The sequence below is a fragment of the Synechococcus sp. B60.1 genome (genome assembly GCF_047462555.1).
GTDB lineage: Bacteria > Cyanobacteriota > Cyanobacteriia > Thermostichales > Thermostichaceae > Thermostichus.
In genome coordinates this window covers 1-17,299 of record NZ_JANSJN010000066.1, presented here as the reverse complement: position 1 = coordinate 17,299, position 17,299 = coordinate 1, and the positions used below count along the sequence as shown (strand labels likewise).

At 61.6% G+C, this 17,299-nt stretch carries 13 protein-coding genes and 1 tRNA gene; 9 read left to right on the top strand and 5 right to left on the bottom strand.

The window, feature by feature from the left end; all coding sequences use genetic code 11:
• Window positions 1-289: 289 nt before the first annotated feature.
• The 3 genes from NW863_RS08685 (at window position 290) to NW863_RS08675 (ending at window position 4,040) form a co-directional block, all read left to right on the top strand.
• Window positions 290-1,918, top strand: coding sequence for a dolichyl-phosphate-mannose--protein mannosyltransferase (locus NW863_RS08685; protein ID WP_414365816.1), 1,629 nt, complete (start codon window positions 290-292; stop codon window positions 1,916-1,918).
• A gap of 109 nt (window positions 1,919-2,027) precedes the next feature.
• Window positions 2,028-3,089: a Gfo/Idh/MocA family oxidoreductase gene (locus tag NW863_RS08680; RefSeq protein WP_414365815.1), complete on the top strand. Its 1,062-nt coding sequence runs from the start codon at window positions 2,028-2,030 to the stop codon at window positions 3,087-3,089.
• A gap of 99 nt (window positions 3,090-3,188) precedes the next feature.
• A complete protein-coding gene (locus tag NW863_RS08675) occupies window positions 3,189-4,040 on the top strand; it encodes a sulfite exporter TauE/SafE family protein (protein ID WP_414365814.1) in 852 nt (283 codons plus the stop codon).
• An 83-nt stretch (window positions 4,041-4,123) separates the two neighbouring features.
• On the opposite strand, the gene pheA is transcribed toward NW863_RS08675, so the two are convergent.
• From pheA to sppA, 4 genes are all read right to left on the bottom strand, one after another.
• The gene (gene pheA, locus NW863_RS08670; protein WP_414365813.1) at window positions 4,124-5,020 is read right to left on the bottom strand and encodes a prephenate dehydratase; all 897 of its coding nucleotides are present in this window, start codon (window positions 5,018-5,020) and stop codon (window positions 4,124-4,126) included.
• A gap of 9 nt (window positions 5,021-5,029) precedes the next feature.
• On the bottom strand, window positions 5,030-5,395 hold the full coding sequence (locus tag NW863_RS08665) for a late competence development ComFB family protein (protein ID WP_414365812.1): 366 nt from the start codon (window positions 5,393-5,395) through the stop codon (window positions 5,030-5,032).
• An 82-nt stretch (window positions 5,396-5,477) separates the two neighbouring features.
• Complete coding sequence (gene alr / locus NW863_RS08660; RefSeq protein WP_414365811.1) at window positions 5,478-6,800, bottom strand: alanine racemase; 1,323 nt, start codon at window positions 6,798-6,800, stop codon at window positions 5,478-5,480.
• Window positions 6,801-6,841: 41 nt separating this feature from the next.
• Window positions 6,842-7,882 (bottom strand): signal peptide peptidase SppA, encoded by a 1,041-nt coding sequence (gene sppA, locus NW863_RS08655; protein WP_414365810.1) that lies wholly within the window; start codon window positions 7,880-7,882, stop codon window positions 6,842-6,844.
• A 252-nt stretch (window positions 7,883-8,134) separates the two neighbouring features.
• On the opposite strand from sppA, the gene NW863_RS08650 reads away from it, so the two are divergent.
• The 5 genes from NW863_RS08650 (at window position 8,135) to NW863_RS08630 (ending at window position 14,188) form a co-directional block, all read left to right on the top strand.
• Window positions 8,135-8,207, top strand: a tRNA-Ala gene (locus NW863_RS08650).
• A gap of 18 nt (window positions 8,208-8,225) precedes the next feature.
• The gene (locus tag NW863_RS08645) at window positions 8,226-8,549 is read left to right on the top strand and encodes a zinc ribbon domain-containing protein (RefSeq protein WP_414365809.1); all 324 of its coding nucleotides are present in this window, start codon (window positions 8,226-8,228) and stop codon (window positions 8,547-8,549) included.
• Between the two features lie 437 nt (window positions 8,550-8,986).
• On the top strand, window positions 8,987-10,504 hold the full coding sequence (locus tag NW863_RS08640; protein ID WP_414365808.1) for a hypothetical protein: 1,518 nt from the start codon (window positions 8,987-8,989) through the stop codon (window positions 10,502-10,504).
• Complete coding sequence (gene priA / locus NW863_RS08635; RefSeq protein WP_414365807.1) at window positions 10,501-12,927, top strand: primosomal protein N'; 2,427 nt, start codon at window positions 10,501-10,503, stop codon at window positions 12,925-12,927. The genes NW863_RS08640 and priA overlap by 4 nt, the downstream gene beginning before the upstream one ends.
• 172 nt (window positions 12,928-13,099) lie before the next feature.
• On the top strand, window positions 13,100-14,188 hold the full coding sequence (locus tag NW863_RS08630; RefSeq protein WP_414365806.1) for an isocitrate/isopropylmalate dehydrogenase family protein: 1,089 nt from the start codon (window positions 13,100-13,102) through the stop codon (window positions 14,186-14,188).
• A 25-nt stretch (window positions 14,189-14,213) separates the two neighbouring features.
• On the opposite strand, the gene NW863_RS08625 is transcribed toward NW863_RS08630, so the two are convergent.
• The gene (locus NW863_RS08625; protein WP_414365805.1) at window positions 14,214-15,140 is read right to left on the bottom strand and encodes a D-isomer specific 2-hydroxyacid dehydrogenase family protein; all 927 of its coding nucleotides are present in this window, start codon (window positions 15,138-15,140) and stop codon (window positions 14,214-14,216) included.
• Window positions 15,141-15,715: 575 nt separating this feature from the next.
• Here NW863_RS08625 and NW863_RS08620 point away from each other — a divergent pair.
• Window positions 15,716-16,852, top strand: coding sequence for a phosphodiester glycosidase family protein (locus NW863_RS08620; protein WP_414365804.1), 1,137 nt, complete (start codon window positions 15,716-15,718; stop codon window positions 16,850-16,852).
• Window positions 16,853-17,299 lie beyond the last annotated feature (447 nt).

Sequence of the window (17,299 nt, the reverse complement as noted above, 5' to 3'; positions counted from 1 at the left end):
CTTTATCAAATCCAAGTCACCCAAATGGCCGCCGAAGTCGGATCCCGCTGGAAAGCCAATCACCCCCTAGCCCCCTACCTCAATTTGGCCCCAGGTGAAGCCCCACCACCCCCCTCGCGACTGGATACTGCCGTGGAGCTGGTCATTCCCACCCCCAGCCCCACTCCTTAGACGCTTTCTGCGGGGCTAGCCCTGCACCTAGGGGAACTGGGGGCTGGCCTAATGCATGCGGCAGGTTAAAGTAGCACTGAGAACGTTGCTGCCGTCTTAGTGGAGACTTCTCCTGCCCATGACGTCTGAACCCCACCCTCCCCAACCCACAAGGCCGGAAAGGGACAACCCGCTCCTAGCTCCCTCCACCCGCGCTGAGGCAGCGGCTGGCAACTTTCCTCCAGAGACAGAGACTGCTACTCCTGCTCCGGCTGCGATTGGGCCAGCGGGAGACCGCCGCTGGCTGCTGGGGGGGGCGCTCGCTATCTTTCTGGTAAGCCTAGGGCTACGCCTCTGGCGTCTGGCCGAGTTGCCGGCTCCAGTGTTTGACGAGGTGTATTTTCCTGAGTTTGCCCAAAATTACCTCGACGGCAAACCCTTCTACGACGTGCATCCGCCTCTGGGGAAGTACTTCATCGCCCTCAGCATCCAACTCTTTGGCCGCAACGAGTGGGGCTTTCGCTTGGCCACCGCCCTGTGTGGATCCTTAATTCCGCTTTTGCTCACCGGCTTGGCCTATCGCCTTACTTACCACGTCGGCTTTGCCCTCTTGAGCGGGGTGCTGCTCCTAACCGACGGGCTGTTTCTGGTGGAGTCTCGCTTTGGCCTGATTAACGTGTATTTGGTGGCCTTTGGCCTGGCGGCCTCGATTTTGCTCCTGAGCGGGCTAGAACGCCGTGGCTGGCAGCGGACTCTCCACCTCACTGGCTCCGGGATCCTGCTGGGGGCGGCGGCTTCGGTAAAGTGGAATGGCCTCTGGTTTGCCTTCATGTTTGCCCTGCTGGGGATCCTCGTCTGGGGGGTGGTCTGGCTGCGCCCGCAGTGGATCCCCCGCTTGGGCATTTTGATCCCAATCCGCCACCTGCGCTGGTGGCACTACGTCTTCTGCTTCGTCCTCGCCCCCCTGGCCTTCTATGCCATCCAGTGGATCCCTCACCTGCAGCTTAACCCGCAGCAGGGGCTAACCCTGGATTGGAGCTGGACGGGGATCCAGAACTACTTTCGATCCCTGGTGCTCATCAACCAATCCGTTTACAGCGGGCACCTCCATGCCGATCTCGTGGTGGATGAAAACACCCCTGTTCACCCCTATTGCTCCACCAGCTTGCGCTCCCTGGTGGCCTGGTTCCCGGCGCTGCGCCCTTGGCTGACTACCCCCTTGGCCTCGGCAGGGGCCTGGTCTTGGCCGATTATGGGCCGCCCGGTGGGCTACTACTTCAGCACCCAGGGCGATCTGTGGCGAGTCGTCCATGGCCTAGGCAATCCCTGGCTGTGGTGGCTGGGGACGGGATCCATCTTGGTACTGGTCTGGCGCGGGATCCGGCGCTTCCACGGCCTGGAAGCCTTTATCCTAATTGGCTATGCAGCCAACTACCTGCCCTGGTTTATCGTTAGCCGCTGCGTTTTCATCTACCACTACATGAGTGCTCTGGCCTTTAGCACGCTGGCCCTGGCCTGGCTGGTGCTGCTGGGCTGGCGGCACTCCCGTCGCTTCTGGCGCAGGGCGAGCATCACGGCGGTGGGCTTGGTTTTGGCGTCTTTTGTCTTCTTTTTCCCGATTTGGTTTGGCCTCCCCCTTAGCCCCAGTGGGTTCTATGCCCGCATGTGGTTTCGCCCCACGCCGACCCCGCTCTTTTGCTTTAGCCCCCAGGCCTGTGAGCGAGCACCCCTGCGCCTGCCGCCGATTCCTGGGCTGAACTGGATTTGAGGAAGGCATGGTAAGCTTTGTGCAGTTTGTTTGGGGAAAAAGCTGCGCTCCGTTGCTGGAAAACGGGGTGTGGCTTGCGAAAACCCTGTGGTGGAGGTAGTGGAAACCTATGGCCCGATCCTGCCCGAGTCCTGCCAACTCTCCCCGCCGTCCACCGGCCTACACAGGGCAGCCTGTCCCCGTCGGCGTGATTGGGGTTGGCAACATGGGCCAGCACCACACCCGCGTCTTCAGCCTGATGAAGGATGTGCAGGTTGTAGGGGTAGCCGATATCAATGTGGAGCGAGGCTTGGATGTGGCCAGCCGCCACCGCGTTCACTTCTACGAAGATTACCGCGACCTCCTGCCCCACGTAGCGGCAGTGGCCATCGCTGTGCCGACGGTTTTGCACCACGAGGTGGGCATCGCCTGCCTAGAGGCGGGGGTTCATGTGCTGATCGAAAAGCCCATTGCCGCCAGCATTGGCGAGGCAGAATCCCTGGTCAACCGCGCCGCCGATTGCAATTGCATTTTGCAGGTGGGGCACATCGAGCGCTTCAGCCCTGTTTTTCAAAGGCTGGGGCAAGTTTTGCAGCGCGAGGAACCCTTGGCCTTTGAGGCCCATCGCCTTAGCCCTTATTCCGACCGCGCCAGCGACGTGTCGGTGGTGTTTGACCTGATGATCCACGACATCGACCTGTTGCTGGAGCTGATCCCTTCCCCAGTAACCCAAATTACCGCCAGCGGCAACCGCGCCTCCAAGCTGGGCTACCTGGACTACGTCACTGCCACCCTCACCTTTGCCAACGGCGCCATCGCCACCCTCACGGCCAGCAAGGTTACCCACCGCAAGGTGCGCAAAATTGCCGTCCACTGCAAAAATGCCCTCGTGGAGGCCGACTTTCTGCACAACGAGATCTCCATCTACCGCCAGGGAGGCGGCAGCAGCAGCGACTACGGCCAGGGATCCTACCAGCGGGATTGCCTCATCGAGAAGGTTCACATCGACCCCATTGACAAGCTCCACGCCGAGCTGGAGCACTTTATTAACTGTGTGCGGGGGGGCAATCAGCCGTCGGTGGGCGGGGAGCAGGCCCTGAAGGCCTTGAAGTTGGCTTCCGAGGTGGAGCGGATTGCCTTAGATGGATGCGCCTGGAGGGAGGCCAAACCCTGCCGGAGCTTTTTGTCTTAGCTTTGCCGCCGGCATCCAGGCGGTATCTTCTGGCAGCCGGTCATGGGTGGGGAGGGCGAGGATGGCAAAGGCTTGGTGGAGAGGCAAGGTTGAGCAATCGTGGTAGAAGAGGGGTTGGCCTTGGCAATCGGCGGCCTGGTGGCAGGGATCCTAGCCGGCTTTCTGGGTATCGGCGGCGGGACAATCTTGGTGCCCCTGCAGGTGAGCTTGGGGATCCCGCCGCTGCAGGCGGTGGCCACCAGCAACTTTTCCATTCTCCTCACCTCCCTGGCGGGCAGCATCCAAAACTGGCGCATGGGGATGCTGGATCCCAAACGGGTGATCCTGCTAGGGATCCCGGCTCTGGTTACAGCTCAGGGGGGGGCGATCCTCGCCAGTCGCCTGCCCGGCTATCTGCTACTAGCGGCCTTTGGGGTGCTGTTGCTGTCGAACATTTACCTGGTGGAGCTGCGCAAAACCGTGGTCGCCCACGCCCAAGCGTTGGAGAGGCCAGTTGTTGCTGCCGGCAGTCAGATGCCGCCGTGGCTAGCCCGCACCCTCACTGGTGGCGCTGCTGGCTTGTTGGCGGGGCTTTTCGGCATCGGCGGTGGCATCATCATGGTGCCGCTGCAGATCCTGCTGTTGCGGGAAACCCTCAAGGTGGCCATCCAAACCAGTTTGGGGGCAATTGTTCTCACGGCAACTGCTGCTACCCTCGGCCATGCGGGCCTGGGCAACTGGATGGCGAACGCTCTCGGCTTTGGAGATGGCACCATCCGCCAGAATGTGCTCTGGCTCCCGGGCCTGATCCTGGGTACAGGGGGGTTGGTCGGCGTCCAGATCAGCACCCGCACCCTGCCCAAGCTGCCGGATGAGATCGTCAGCCTGCTTTTCCGAACCTTTCTTGCTGGGCTTTCCCTCTACGTTTTTTGGCAAGCCTGGCAGAACTACCAAGCCCTGGACAACCAGTAGCAACTCCTCCCTTCAACGCCTTGCCCTCCCCTATGGGGAAAAACTCGCTGGTGGCCGCCCTTGGGAAGCCTCTGAAGCTGGCGCTAGGAGGCGAGGGAAAGGCTCTCACTCGACTTGCAGAGGTCGTGGACGGGGTAGCTGCCGAAAAGCTTCAGGGTTTCTGCGATCCCTTCCAGGGCAGCGATCACCTCTGCATCCAGGTAGGGCTGGCCAACCGGGTTCTCCAGATCGACAAAAAAGACATAGGTACCCGCCGATTTTTTGGTGGGGCGCGACTCGATGCGCGACATATTGAGGCCCCGCTCCGCAAAGACTTGCAGCGGCTTTAGCAGCGCCCCCGGCACATTGTGGGGCAGGCTGAAGGCCAAGGAAGTATGGGATCCCCCCGGTGAGGATCCACGGCGGCCCACCACCCAAAAGCGGGTGCAATTATCCGGGTGGTCGTTGATGGGACAGGCCAAGACCGGCAGTTGGTAGAGCTCAGCGGCCCGCTCTGAGGCAACGACGGCAGCGTTGGGCTGCGCTCGCAGCCGATCCAATTCTTCGGTGGTCGAGCGGGTCGGGATCAAGGTGGCCTGGGGCAGATGGGATCGCAGCCACGCCTGACATTGGGCCAAGGCTTGGGGATGGGAATAGACCTGCTCAATCTGCTCCAGCCGGGAGGCACAACCGATGAGGGCATGACGGATTGGCAGGATCAGCGCCTGGCGAATGCTCAGCCCCTCCAGTTGCCAGAGGGCATCCAAGGTCATCGAGACCCCGCCCTCGACGGAGTTTTCCACCGGCACCACCGCCCATTCTTGCTGGCCAGTAGCCACCGCTGACAAGCAGGCGCCAATGGTGGGGTAGGGCTCCAGAGGATGGGATCCCTGGCTGTGCAGATGAGGCTGCTCAGGACAGGCCAGCAGAGCGGCCAACTCCGTATAGGTTCCGGCAGGGCCTAGAAAGGCCACGGGCACAGGGGAGACGCTTGCAGCCATTCCTCGAAGTCAGGTATCACTGGGAGCTAGCTCTAACTCTACCGTCTCAGCATCGCTCTGTAGCAGCGGGCAGTCAGGCTCTGGACAGCGGGGATTGGCCGCCACCCTGTCCATCGCCTTCGCCACCTCCAGGCGAATTTGCCTCTGCAGCTCTTGATCCGCTTGGATAGCTTCCAGAGTGGAGATGGAGCCTTCAAAGCTGGTGGCGTAGCGAGGTGGGAGGTTGTTGAGGGCCAGGGCGGCTGCATCGTGACAGAATCTTTCGCAGGAGCAGTAGCGCTGCTGGCTTTCCAGCAGGAGCATCTCGTTTACGGCTTCGAGGACGGCTCGCTCCATTTGATTTTCCAGCCTCCTTAGGGGTTTGCGTGCCTCCATGGCTGCCTCCTTTCCATTGCCGATGGCGAATTGTCCCCGCCTCTCTTCCAGCCAGGATCTGCTACCCTCTAGCGTACCCAGCTCAGCAAACAGGGCTACTGCTAGCGGCCCCTTCGTTGACGAGTATCCTCGGCAGGCGGGCAGAAAGTCCGCACAGCAGTTCATAGGAAATAGTGCTCAACTGATCCGCCCAATCCTGGATGGATAAGCCCATCCTCTCTACGTGAGGGCCCAGCAGCTCCACCACATCGCCCACCTGAATATCCGGCCTCTCGGTTACATCCCACATGCACTGATCCATCGTGATCATGCCCACCTGCTGGATGAGGCCGCCGCGCACCCACCCTCGCAGCCAGCCGGAAAGCCGCCGGGGGATCCCATCGGCATAGCCGATGGCTAGGGTGGCAATACGACTGGGGCGAGAGGTAATGTAGCAATGCCCGTAGCTGACGCCGGTGTGGGCGGGTACGGTTTGGATGTGGGTCAGCCGCGCTTTAAGGCGCAGGATTGGTCTCAGCCCCGGCACCTGCAGGTGCGGGGCAGGAGACAAGCCATAGAGAGCCAACCCCAGCCGCACGCGGGAGTAGTGAAGACGGGTGAGGGCGCCGGCGGAGTTATCCAGATGCAGGGGGGGCAAGGGATCCCCGGCCTGGCGGATCTGCTCCACCACCTGGGCAAAGCGGGCCTCTTGCTGGGCCATCACCGGAGAATCGGGCTCATCTGCTGTTGCGAAGTGGGAAAATAGGCTACAGCCTTCCAGCTCGGGGATCCGGCAGATCTGCCCCCACACGGCGGCAGCCTTCTGCCAAGGGATCCCCAAGCGCGTCATGCCTGTATCCACGTTGAGGTGGACGGGGACAGGGCGCCCAGCCCAACGGGCCACCTGGCGCAGCAGGGGAATTTGCTCGGCCCGGGTAAGGCTAACCTCCAGCCGTGCAGCCATGGCCTGCTGCAGCTCGGCCCAGGTATTCAAAGCACCCAAGACCAGGATGGGAGCCTGGAGGCCGGCCTGGCGCAGCTCGATCCCTTCTGACAGGGTGGCCACACACAGCCCCTTGGCGCCGGCAGCCACCAGCAGGGGAGCCAGCAAGCGAGCTCCATGGCCATAGGCATTGGCCTTGACCACTGCCCAGATCTCCACATTTGGGCCCAGGCGGGTCTGCAACAGACGCAGATTTTCTCGCAATTGGGCCGCGTCAATTTCCACCCATGCCCGGCTGGTCAGCAGCTCCCGCTCTGGGTTGCAATCCGGCCAGAACCCCGTCTCGCCAACGGGATCCGCCCCCTGGGATCCCTGGCCTAGGGCATCGCTCTGGATCCACGGGGCAAACGCCGTGGCCAGAGGGCTATGCACGGCCGCCGCCAGCGCAGAAGCGTCGTCCGGCGTGGACAATTCTTGATCCACAGCTTCACCCCTCACACCAAGTCTATTCATCACTGTCAGGTTTAGCGCAAAGTCCAGCCGGGCGCCATCCACAGCAGCGGCACTTCCGGGATCCCGGCCACCTCGTTGCTTCCCAACAGTCGGGCCAGCCAGAGATTTTGCCCTTGCGGAGGCAGTCCTTGGCTCAAGAGCCGCTGCAGGGCGCGTTGGAACGGATCTCTCTCCCCTGCTGGTGACAAGGAGGGATCCCCCGTCATCCGCCGCAGATCTTCCACGGCTTCGGTATATCCTCCCAGGGCATCCACCAGGCCCAACTCTACAGCCTGCGCCCCGGTGAAGATGCGCCCATCGGCCAACTGTCGCACCCGCGCTTCATCCAAGCTTTGCCGCCGCGCGATCATCTCCGCATCCAGCACCTTTTCTGCCTCGTTTTCCGGCAAGCGCTGGCGTCCACGGGCCACATCGCGAACAAACTGGTCGAGGGTATCCTCCACCAAGTCTTGCAGCAGACGTTGCTCCTGAGGGGTAGCAGCGCGGAAAGGGGAAAGAATGTCTTTGTACTCGCCGGTTTTGAAGGTCTGCGGCTCTACGCCGTAGTTCTCGAGCAACTTGCCAAAGTTAAGGCCGCTAATGATTACCCCTATGCTGCCGGTCAGAGTACCTGGGTTGGCGTAGATCTTGTCGGCAGCACTGGCCACGTAGTAGCCGCCGCTGGCGGCAACGTCCTCCATGACGGCGATCACCGGCTTACCGGCCTCCCGCAGGGCCGTGACGGCGCGGTAGAGTTCCTGGCTGGATCCCACGGCTCCCCCAGGACTGTTGATGCGCAGCAACACGGCCTTAACGGCGCGATCCTCGATGGCTTCCCGCAGCTGATCCAAAGGAGAAGTTGGCAAACCCACCAAAGTCGAGCCCCGCGGGCCTCCGATCGTTCCCTCGATGGTGACCACCTCAATGCGATTTGCCCCTCGGGGGGCCTCTAGCCCGACGCCACCCCGAACCGACTCTGCGGCAGGTCGTGTGCCGCCAATAACAGCCGCAATCAGGCAGACCACCAGCAAGGAAGCGGCCAAAATGCGGTCAAGCTGAGATCCCTGGGTCACAAGCCCTCCAACCGTTACTGACTCCGTTCTATCACCCGGCAAGCTCCTGCGGCAGAGGGCAGGAGCCAGGTGGATCCCTGCTCTACCTACTTTCGTCATTGAACGCTCTAACCCAACTCTTGACAAGGATCTCCTGTCTATTTAGGATGGATTCCCGTACTCTTCACCGCCAAAGCAGCTTCTACAGGCTAAAATTGCAGCCTAGAGCAGGCATAAGTCTCCTGCCCACGCTCTTGCCAGAAAGCTGCGACTGGGGCTTTAGCTCAGTTGGTAGAGCACTTCAATGGCATTGAAGGGGTCAGCGGTTCGAGTCCGCTAAGCTCCATTGGTCTGATAGCAGACGGTGGTGGACGTTTCCGAGGCCTACACCAGCCAGACCTGCACCAGGTGCGGCTCTGTCCACTCTGGGCTGCAAGGCAGCCGAGTGTTCCGGTGTCCCGTGTGCAAACACACCTTGCCGCGGGATTGGAATGGAGCTCTGGGGATCTTCCTCAGGGCGTTGCGGGATGTCGCCATCCTGTGGGGACTCCGTCCCGCTGTCGCGAACAGCGGTGTTCAGCGTGACTGTATCAGAACCTCAAAGCGTCGATCCATTCAGCCTGACGCTGCCTCAATCCCTTGGAGACCTACGCCGATCCCTGGGCGAAGGGCCCCCGCCGTTGGATAAAGACGCGTTCAAACACCGCCGAATTGTATGGTGCCAATAAAAAATGGTGCAAACTATTGGTGGGGGCGGTCTGTAGGGATCTCCAGCAGTGGTAGGGGTGTCGTGGGTGAAGAAAGGGGGCAATCGTGGCAAGCTCTCAAGGCAACCACGGGCCGGAGTTTACCTCTGGGGGGAGGGAGACGTCTTCTCGTCGCGTGCACGCTCCGCGGCGAAAAAACGGCCAAACAGATGTTCCGCTGCCAGCTCAACTCTCTGATGCGGAGCCCCCAAGACGAGAGGTGCGGCCAACAAGCCTCGATGTCACCCCAGGGCGGGCGGAGAGGAATCGGAAAGAGACCTTACAAGATCCATTCCCCAGCTTGAACCCACCGGAAAACTTCTCTATACTGCAGGGAACTTTATCCTGTACCTCCCCATCTTCATCTTCGCTTCAACCTATGCGTGCTTCCTCCTCAGGTGACTCGGATCCTACCTTTCTCGAGGCTCAAGCTGGCCAGTCGGCCAAGGACTCCGTCCCGCTGACACGAACGGAACCGGATCCCAATCCAGAGCGGCAGTTGGCCCTGAGGCAGCGGCAGCAGTTGGAGTCACGGCTGCTTAAAGTCGAAGCAGAGCTGCAAGAACGGCTTATCCTTCAGGAAAAGCTACAAGCCGAAGTGCAGGCGCTGCGCACTCAACTGGCCGAGAGGGAACTGCAGTCTCGCAAGCAGCAACAGCAGATAGAGCTCTTGCAATTGAAAGCCCAAACGCCTGCAGACGCTGCTTTGGAAGCGGAATGCCGGGTTCTACGCCAGAAGGTGGCTGAGCAAGAAAAGATGCTGCAGGAGCGGGAACACGCCCTGCGCCAGTTGCAACAAACTTTGGCAGAGCAAAAGGTTCAGCTCTCGGAGCAGGAAGTTCAGCTGGCGGCGCGGCAACGCCTCAACGAGCGGCAGCGCCAAGACATCGAAGCCTTACAGGAGCAGATCGAGCAGCTGCGGCTGGCCCATGCCCAGGAGCGCCGTCAGTGGGAACACCGTCAGCAGGAGCTCCAGGCTTCTCTGCTGGAAGCGCAAGACCTGGCGGAAAAACGGGTGGAGATGTTACAGCGTTTCAAGGCAGAGCTTTCGTTGGCCCGCACCCAAATTGCCGAAACCCAGGCGGAGCTGAACAGCCTGCGGGCTCTGTACAACGACCAACAGGCAGCCTGGCAAGAACAGCGGGAACATCTCGAGGCGCGTCTGGCGGGCTATGCCGAGACAGAGGCGGAAGCGGAGCAGCGCTGGCAGGAACAACGTCAGGAATTGGAAGCGGCCCTGGCCGATGCCCAGGCGCAGCTGGCTGCTTTGCAAGCTCAGCAAGAGCAATGGCGTCACGACTCCCAGGAGCAGCAACAGCAGTGGCAAGCCCAGGTCGAAGCGCTGCAAGCTGCCCTCTCCCAAGCGCAGGCGGAAATTGCCCATTGGCAGCAGGAGCACCGCCGTCTGGAGGAACAGTACGCCCAGGCCCAGCAGCGCCTTGGTGATCTGGAGCAGCGGCTCCAAGCAGCTCTGGCCCAGCTTGCCGACCAACCCACCTGGCAATCGCAATTGCGCTCTGCCCAGATCGCTGTCACCCATCTGCAGGAGCAAACAGAGGCCTTGGAGGGGCAGGTGAGGGCCTTGCAGGCGGAACGCGCCGCCCTCTCCGAAGAAAACCGCTCCCTGAGAGAGAAGTACGAGCAGCAGCAGATGCACCTGCTCAGCCTGAAGACGGCTTTGGAGCGCAAGGGACTAGACATCCCACCTCGCGCTGGTGCAGCGGATCCCAATACTGCCGACATGCCAACACGGTCTGAGTCTCTCGCCTCGCTCCAGGCCGCCAAGCCCAAGTCTGGGCTATGGACTCCGTCCCGCTTACGCGAACAGTCCCGGCCTTTGCCGGCTCGCCCCGATAAGCGGGCAGTGGATCTGCCGCGGTTTTTGCCTCGACCGTGAGGGATCCTGCTCCTCCCCGCTGGCTGGAGGTGTGGGTGGATCATCCCCACTTGGGGGGCTGCTTCACCTATCGCGTGCCAGAGGGATGGGAGCCAGAAGCGGGCGATCTCCTCAGCGTTCCCTTTGGTCCACAGGTGGCGGGGGCGCTGGCGCTGGGTTGGCGCTCGGAGCTGCCGACAGGAGTGGATCCCCAGTCGGTGCGGGAGATTGAAGCGGTGGTGGCCAAAGGGATCCTGCCCAAGGAGTTCTGGCCGCTGCTGCAGCGGGTAGCCGACTACTACCTCACCCCCCTGGCCCAGGTGGTGCGCACTGTTTTGCCGCCGGGCTTGCTGAGCCGCTCCCAGCGGCGAATCCGCCTGGTGGGATCCCCGCGCGGGGAATGTTCGCCGGCTGCCCAGGCTCTGCTGCGGCTGCTCCAGGAGAAGGGGGGGGAGCTGTCTTGGCGTTACCTCCAGCAGCAGGTGCCTGGCGCCGAGGTGGCTCTGCGGGAGCTGCAGCGGCGGGGTTGGGTGGAGAGCTTCTGGCAGGAGCAGCAGGGGGGCAGGGTGAAAACCCAACAGGCAGCCACCCTAGTGGAGGAGTCGCTGGAGGGGCTGAGCTTGCCCCAGCAGAAGGCGCTGCAGATCCTCAAGCAAAAGGGGGGGGAGCTGCTGCTGGTCGAGTGGGAGCGTCTGGCAGGGGTGAGCCGGTCCGTGTTGCAGAGCCTGGCCCGCAAAGGCCGGGTGCACCTCTACGAGCGACCTCTGCTGCGGTTGGGGGAGGCCGGCCGGCCTGTGGAGAAAGATTGGCCCAAGCCTCTGACGCCAGCCCAGGCCGAGGCAGTGGCGGCCATTTGCCAAGCGCTGGGGCAAAACCAACGCTTTCTGCTGCACGGGGTCACCGGCTCCGGCAAGACGGAGGTCTACCTGCAAGTCATTGCCCAGGTGCTGCAGCAGGGGCGGTCGGCCTTGGTGCTGGTGCCGGAGATTGGCCTTACCCCGCAACTGACGGATCGCTTTCGGGCGCGGCTGGGATCCCGCGTGTGGACCTACCACAGCGGCCTCTCGGCAGGGGAGCGCTACGACCTCTGGCGGCAGATGTTGGTCTCTGCTCCCCAGGTGGTGATCGGCACCCGCTCGGCGGTGTTTGCCCCTTTGGCCAATCTCGGCCTGATTGTTTTGGACGAGGAGCACGATGACAGCTTCAAGCAGGATCAGCCCCAGCCCTGTTACCACGCCCGTCAGGTGGCGGAGTGGCGGGCCGAGCTGGCCAACTGTCCCTTGGTTTTGGGCAGTGCCACACCGGCGGTGGAAACCTACGCCGCCCACCTGCAGGATCCGCAGCGCTGGGTTCGCCTCTCTTTGCCGCAGCGCATCCCCCAGGCGGGGATCCCGGCCACCCTGCCCCACCTGGAGCTGGTGGACATGCGCCAGGAACTTCAGGCCGGTAACCGCAGCATTCTCAGCCGCCGCCTGCAACAAGCTCTGCAGGAGACGCTGGACAGGGGGGAACAGGCCATCCTCTTTGTTCCCCGCCGCGGCTACAGCACCTTTGTCCTCTGTCGCAGTTGCGGCTTTGTCCTCACCTGCGCCCATTGCGATGTCTCCCTCACCTTTCACGTGGAGGGCGGGCAAGAGCTGCGCTGTCACTACTGCGGCGCCCGCCAACCCCATCCCCAGCGCTGCCCTGCCTGTGGCTCGCCCTACCTCAAGCACTTCGGCACTGGCACCCAGAAGGTGGTGGAGGTGCTGCAGCAGCACTGGCCGCAGCTAGGGATCCTGCGCTACGACAGCGACGCCACTCGCCGCAAGGGATCCCACCGGGACTTGCTGGAGCAGTTTCGCAGTGGCCAAGCGCAGGTGCTGGTGGGCACCCAGATGCTTACCAAGGGGCTGGATATGCCCCAGGTAACGCTGGTGGGGGTGATGGCCGCCGACGGGCTGTTGCACCAACCTGACTACCGCGCTGGCGAGCGCACCTTTCAGCTCCTGACCCAGGTGGCGGGCCGCTCAGGACGGGGATCCTTGCCAGGCCAGGCGATCATCCAGACCTATCTGCCGGAGCACCCGATTTTGCGGGCCGTGCTGGCCCACGACTACGAAGGGTTTTTGCAAGCCGAGCTGCGCCAACGCCAGGAAGGGGGCTATCCCCCCTATCGGGCTTTGATTTTAATTCGCCTAAGCAGCACCCGCCTGGAAGCGCTAGAGCGCTATTGCGAGCGGGTGGCCACACGTCTGCAAGGGATCCCGGCGGAGGTGTTGGGGCCAGGGCCGGCCCAAGTGGAGCGGGTTGCCGGCCGCTACCGCTGGCAGATCCTGCTCAAACAACTTCCCGATCAGCCCTGGGATCGCGCCCAGATCGATGTCCACCTGCACAGCGCCCTTGGACACCTCCCTCAAGGGATCCGCGTCAGTCTCGATGTGGATCCGCTGCGGATTCTCTAGGGGTGGCAGTTCTGGAGAGGCATTGAGTTTGCCCTGACGCCTGATGGCTCCAACCTGTTCTATAGTCGTTTAAGCTTCGTTTCAGCTTAGGGATCCCCAACGGGCTTGAAGTCCGGCGCTGGGCGGGATCCCGGTCAGGCTACCAGTGTCAATCCTGGGAGGAGAAGGATTTGTGGCCTATCGTGTAACGTTGATCCCCGGCGATGGCATCGGCCCGGAAGTAACCAAGGCGATGACCACGGTCTTGGAGGCCACCGGGGTTGAGTTGGAGTGGATCCCGGTGGAGGCAGGAGTAGAGGTAATCGAAAAGTACGGCACCCCTCTGCCGCCGCAGGTGCTGGAGTCGATCCGAGAAACCAAGCTGGCTATCAAAGGGCCCATCGGCACCCCCGTGGGCACCGGCTTTCGCTCGGTGAATGTGGCCATCCGCAAAGAGCTAGACCTCTACGCCAACCTGCGTCCGGCCAAGTCCATCCCTGGCGTCAAAAGCCCTTTTCCAGACGTGGATTTGGTGGTGGTGCGGGAAAACACCGAGGATCTCTACGCTGGGATTGAGTTCGAGCGGGGCACCCCCGAAGCAGCCCACGCTCGCGAAGAGATGATGCGTCTTTCCGGCAAGTTCATCCGCGAGGGATCTGCTCTTGGCATCAAACCCATCTCAGAGTTTGGCAGCCGCCGCATTGTCAAGTTTGCTTTTGAATATGCCCGCCAAAACGGCCGCAAAAAGGTAACGGCCGTTCACAAAGCCAACATCATGAAGTTTACCGACGGCCTGTTTTTGCAGGTGGCGCGGGAGGTGGCCCAGGAGTACCCCGACATCGAGTTTGAAGATCGCATCGTGGACAACATGTGTATGCAATTGATGCAGAAGCCGCAGCTCTACGATGTGCTGGTGCTCACCAACCTTTACGGGGACATCATCTCCGACTTGTGCGCCGGCATGATCGGCGGGCTGGGGGTGGCGCCAGGGGCCAACATCGGGGATGGCATTGCGGTTTTTGAGGCCATCCACGGCTCGGCGCCCAAGTATGCCGGCCAAAACAAGGTCAACCCCTCTGCCCTTATCCTCTCCGGGGCCATGATGCTGCGCTACCTGGGCGAGCGGGAAGCCGCCGCGAGGGTAGAAGCGGCAGTGCGGTCGGTCATTGCCGAAGGCAAATACGTCACCTATGACCTGGCGCAAGGGGATCCCGTCGGCACGCAAGAGATGGCCGAGGCCATTGCCGCTCGCGTGCAGGAGATGGCCCCCCGCGAGTCCTAGCTCCCCTCTCTCAAGGGGTGAGGGCTCAATAGCCCAAAACCGGATCCACCACCCCCAGCAAAGGTTCCCCCAGCCGAAAGCGGCGCACATTTTCCCGCACCCGCTCGGACAAGGCCGGGACAATCATGGCATCGGTAATGGCTGTGTGGGGGGTAATGAGGCAATTGGGCAAGCTCCAGAGGGGATGTCCCTCCGGCAGCGGCTCTGGGTCTGTAACATCTAGGGCGGCGCCTCGAATGATCCCTTCCTGCAAGGCACTTACCAGATCTGCGGTTACGACATGTTTGCCGCGCGCCACGTTGACCAGCCAGCAGCCGGATCCCATCTGCTCCAGCTCTGGCCGGGCGATGATCCCCTCTGTTTCCGGGGTGAGGGCCAAGGCCAGGATCACCACATCCGCCCCTGCCAACACCGCCTGCCGCTCTGCCAGCGTCACCACCCGGCTAGCTCCTGGCAAGGGATCCGCCCTGCGCCGCACCACGTCAATGGAACAGCGGAAGGGCTGTAACAACTGGATCAGCGCCTGGGCAATGCCGCCCGCCCCAAAGATGACCACGCGGCTGCCCCAGAGGCTGGTGCCGGATCCCGGCTGCCAAGTCTGGGCCAAAGCGCGGATCTTCAGATCCCGCAGGCCGGCCAAGGTGAGGGCCAGGGCATGTTCGGCCACCGCCTGAGCGTACACCCCCTTACCGCAGGTCCACACATAGGCGGGATCCAAAACCCCTGCCTGGGCAAAAGGTTCTACTCCTGCCCAGGGCAACTGCACCCAGCGGATCCCCTTTCCTTCGGCAAGACACTGCTTGAGCTTGGGCACGTCAAAGGCATCTGCCCACACCAGCGCCTCCGCTTCGGCCAGCGGCACCAGCTCGCCACCCCCTGCCAAAACGGCCTCTTGCAGCCAAGGACGCAGATCCCCAGGTTCGACGGCAATACGCCTGCCTTGGATGCCCATCGGAGTGCTTGAAGAAGACTTTCCCTTTGCCAGGATATCGCCGGCAGAAGGGGAAAAGCCTCAAAAGCCGCCCTCGGCTGCAACTGTTAAGGGATCCCAAAGGGAGGATGGGAAGGACTGCCGGAATCGCTAGGTTGGGGACTGGTGCCCTCGGTTGTTGTTCTTTGTGCTGTCATGAGCCTTTCTGAGTTTTTAACCTTGGTGCTGCTGCTCTTTCCGGGCATTTTGCTCTCTTTAATTTTGATGGCCACCTTTGCCGCCGGCGGATAGGGGCTATCACCAGTGTCGTCGGCTGGAGGAGTAGTCGTTATCAAATAGCAAAATCAAATAGCAAAAAAACGTTTCTCTACGTTGTTATTGCTATACAACGCTGTCGCGAACGCACCGACCTAACTCCCCTCTCCCTGAGGGAGAGGGGCCGGGGGTGAGGGTGCCTCAGGGAGAGGGGCCGGGGGTGGTCGCCTATAGCGGCCTGGAGCGCTCAGGTGAGTGGCAAAGTGTCTTAATCTGGTTTGAAGCGACTTAGCTCCAAGAGGCTAGAGCAACAACGAGAGGGGCTGGTGAAGAGGGTTGCTTTGCCTAAAACCTTGGCCGCTGTGGGAGCGACTCTCCTCCTGCTCAACAGCCCGGTTGCCCCTGCCCAGACGCTCCTCGACTGGCAGCCTGTGCGGGTGGTGCAGGGGATCCCTTTGTACCAAGAGGAAGTCTGGATTGGGGACGATCGGATCCCGGTTGCCATCGTGGTCATTTCCCTTACAGCGGGCCAACTGCGCCCCATCTGGGCCAATCCTGCCAGTTTGGTGAGTCTGGGGGAGCTGTCTTCCTTTGGCCCTGAACAGGGAGCCGTGGCGGCCATCAACGGCGGTTTTTTCAATCGCAACACCCGCCAGCCGCTGGGAGCCATTCGTCGGGATGGCCGCTGGATCTCCAGCCCCATCTTAGGCCGTGGGGTCATCGCTTGGTCGGATGGGACGGCAGGGCAATCCGTGCGCTTTGCCCGTTTGCAGATGCAGGCAGAGCTGCGCAACGACCTTGGGGATCGGATCCCGCTGGTGGGCATCAACAGTGGCTACATCCTGCCCGGAGTTGCCCAGTACACCCCTGATTGGGGATCCACCTACACCACCCAAACGGATGGTGAAATGCTCCTGATGGTGCGGCAGGATCAGGTGCAAGACATTCTGCCGGCAGGCCTGGCCGGTAGTTTGACGGTGCCGATCCCTCCCAACGGCTACGTATTGGCAGCGCGGGGTCTGGAAGGTGCCCTGGAAGCCGGCAAACTGATCGCGGGGGATCGCCTCAAGTTGAGCTGGACTGTGGATCCGCCAGAGCTGGCCGCCTACCCCCACATGCTAGGGGCAGGGCCGCTCTTGCTCTTGGACGGCCAAGTGGTTCTGGATGCCCAATTAGAGGGATTTCAACCCCTCTTCCGCCGCCAACGGGCTGCCCGCAGTGCCGTCGGTCAACTGGACAACGGACATTTGCTGTGGGTGACCGCCGGCAATGCCCAGGAAAATCAAGGGCTCACCCTGCTGGAGATGGCGCAGTTGATGCAGCAATTGGGCTGTCGCCATGCCCTGAACTTGGATGGGGGCAATGCTTCCACCTTGGTGCTGGGGGGAGAAACCGTCAATTTGCAACACCGACACCCAGAACAACGCACACCCCGAGTTCACAACGGCCTAGGGTTTTTCCCCAGTCCAAGTCGGTGATGGAGAACCGAAGCCCACCTTTTCTAGCGGCGGGACAGAGAAAAGTCCTTTCCAGGGATCGAGAGTGGGATCCCCAGGCTTCCTGGCTGCTTGAATGAGGGATCAGGCTTACTCTAGGTTTGCATCTACCCTCGGCAGGAGAAGACTTCTCAAGAACAAAGATCTCCCCTCACCCCCAGAGGAAGGACTCGGCTCCAGTTGCACAACGGGATCCCGCCAATCTCAGAACCCAAGGCTCTAGAGCTTGTATAAGTTAGCCTTACGTGGGATCCAAACTGAATGGCCAATGCCTATTTCTCGTGATAGAAATAGAGATTAAACTGAGAACAAAAAATTAGCCTTGAGATCGACCAGAAAAATAATTGAAGAGATACAGCCTGTTAAGGAATCAAGGGGTACAGTAGCAACACTTAGCAAACCAACTTCGGAAGCAGGATGGATTGATCA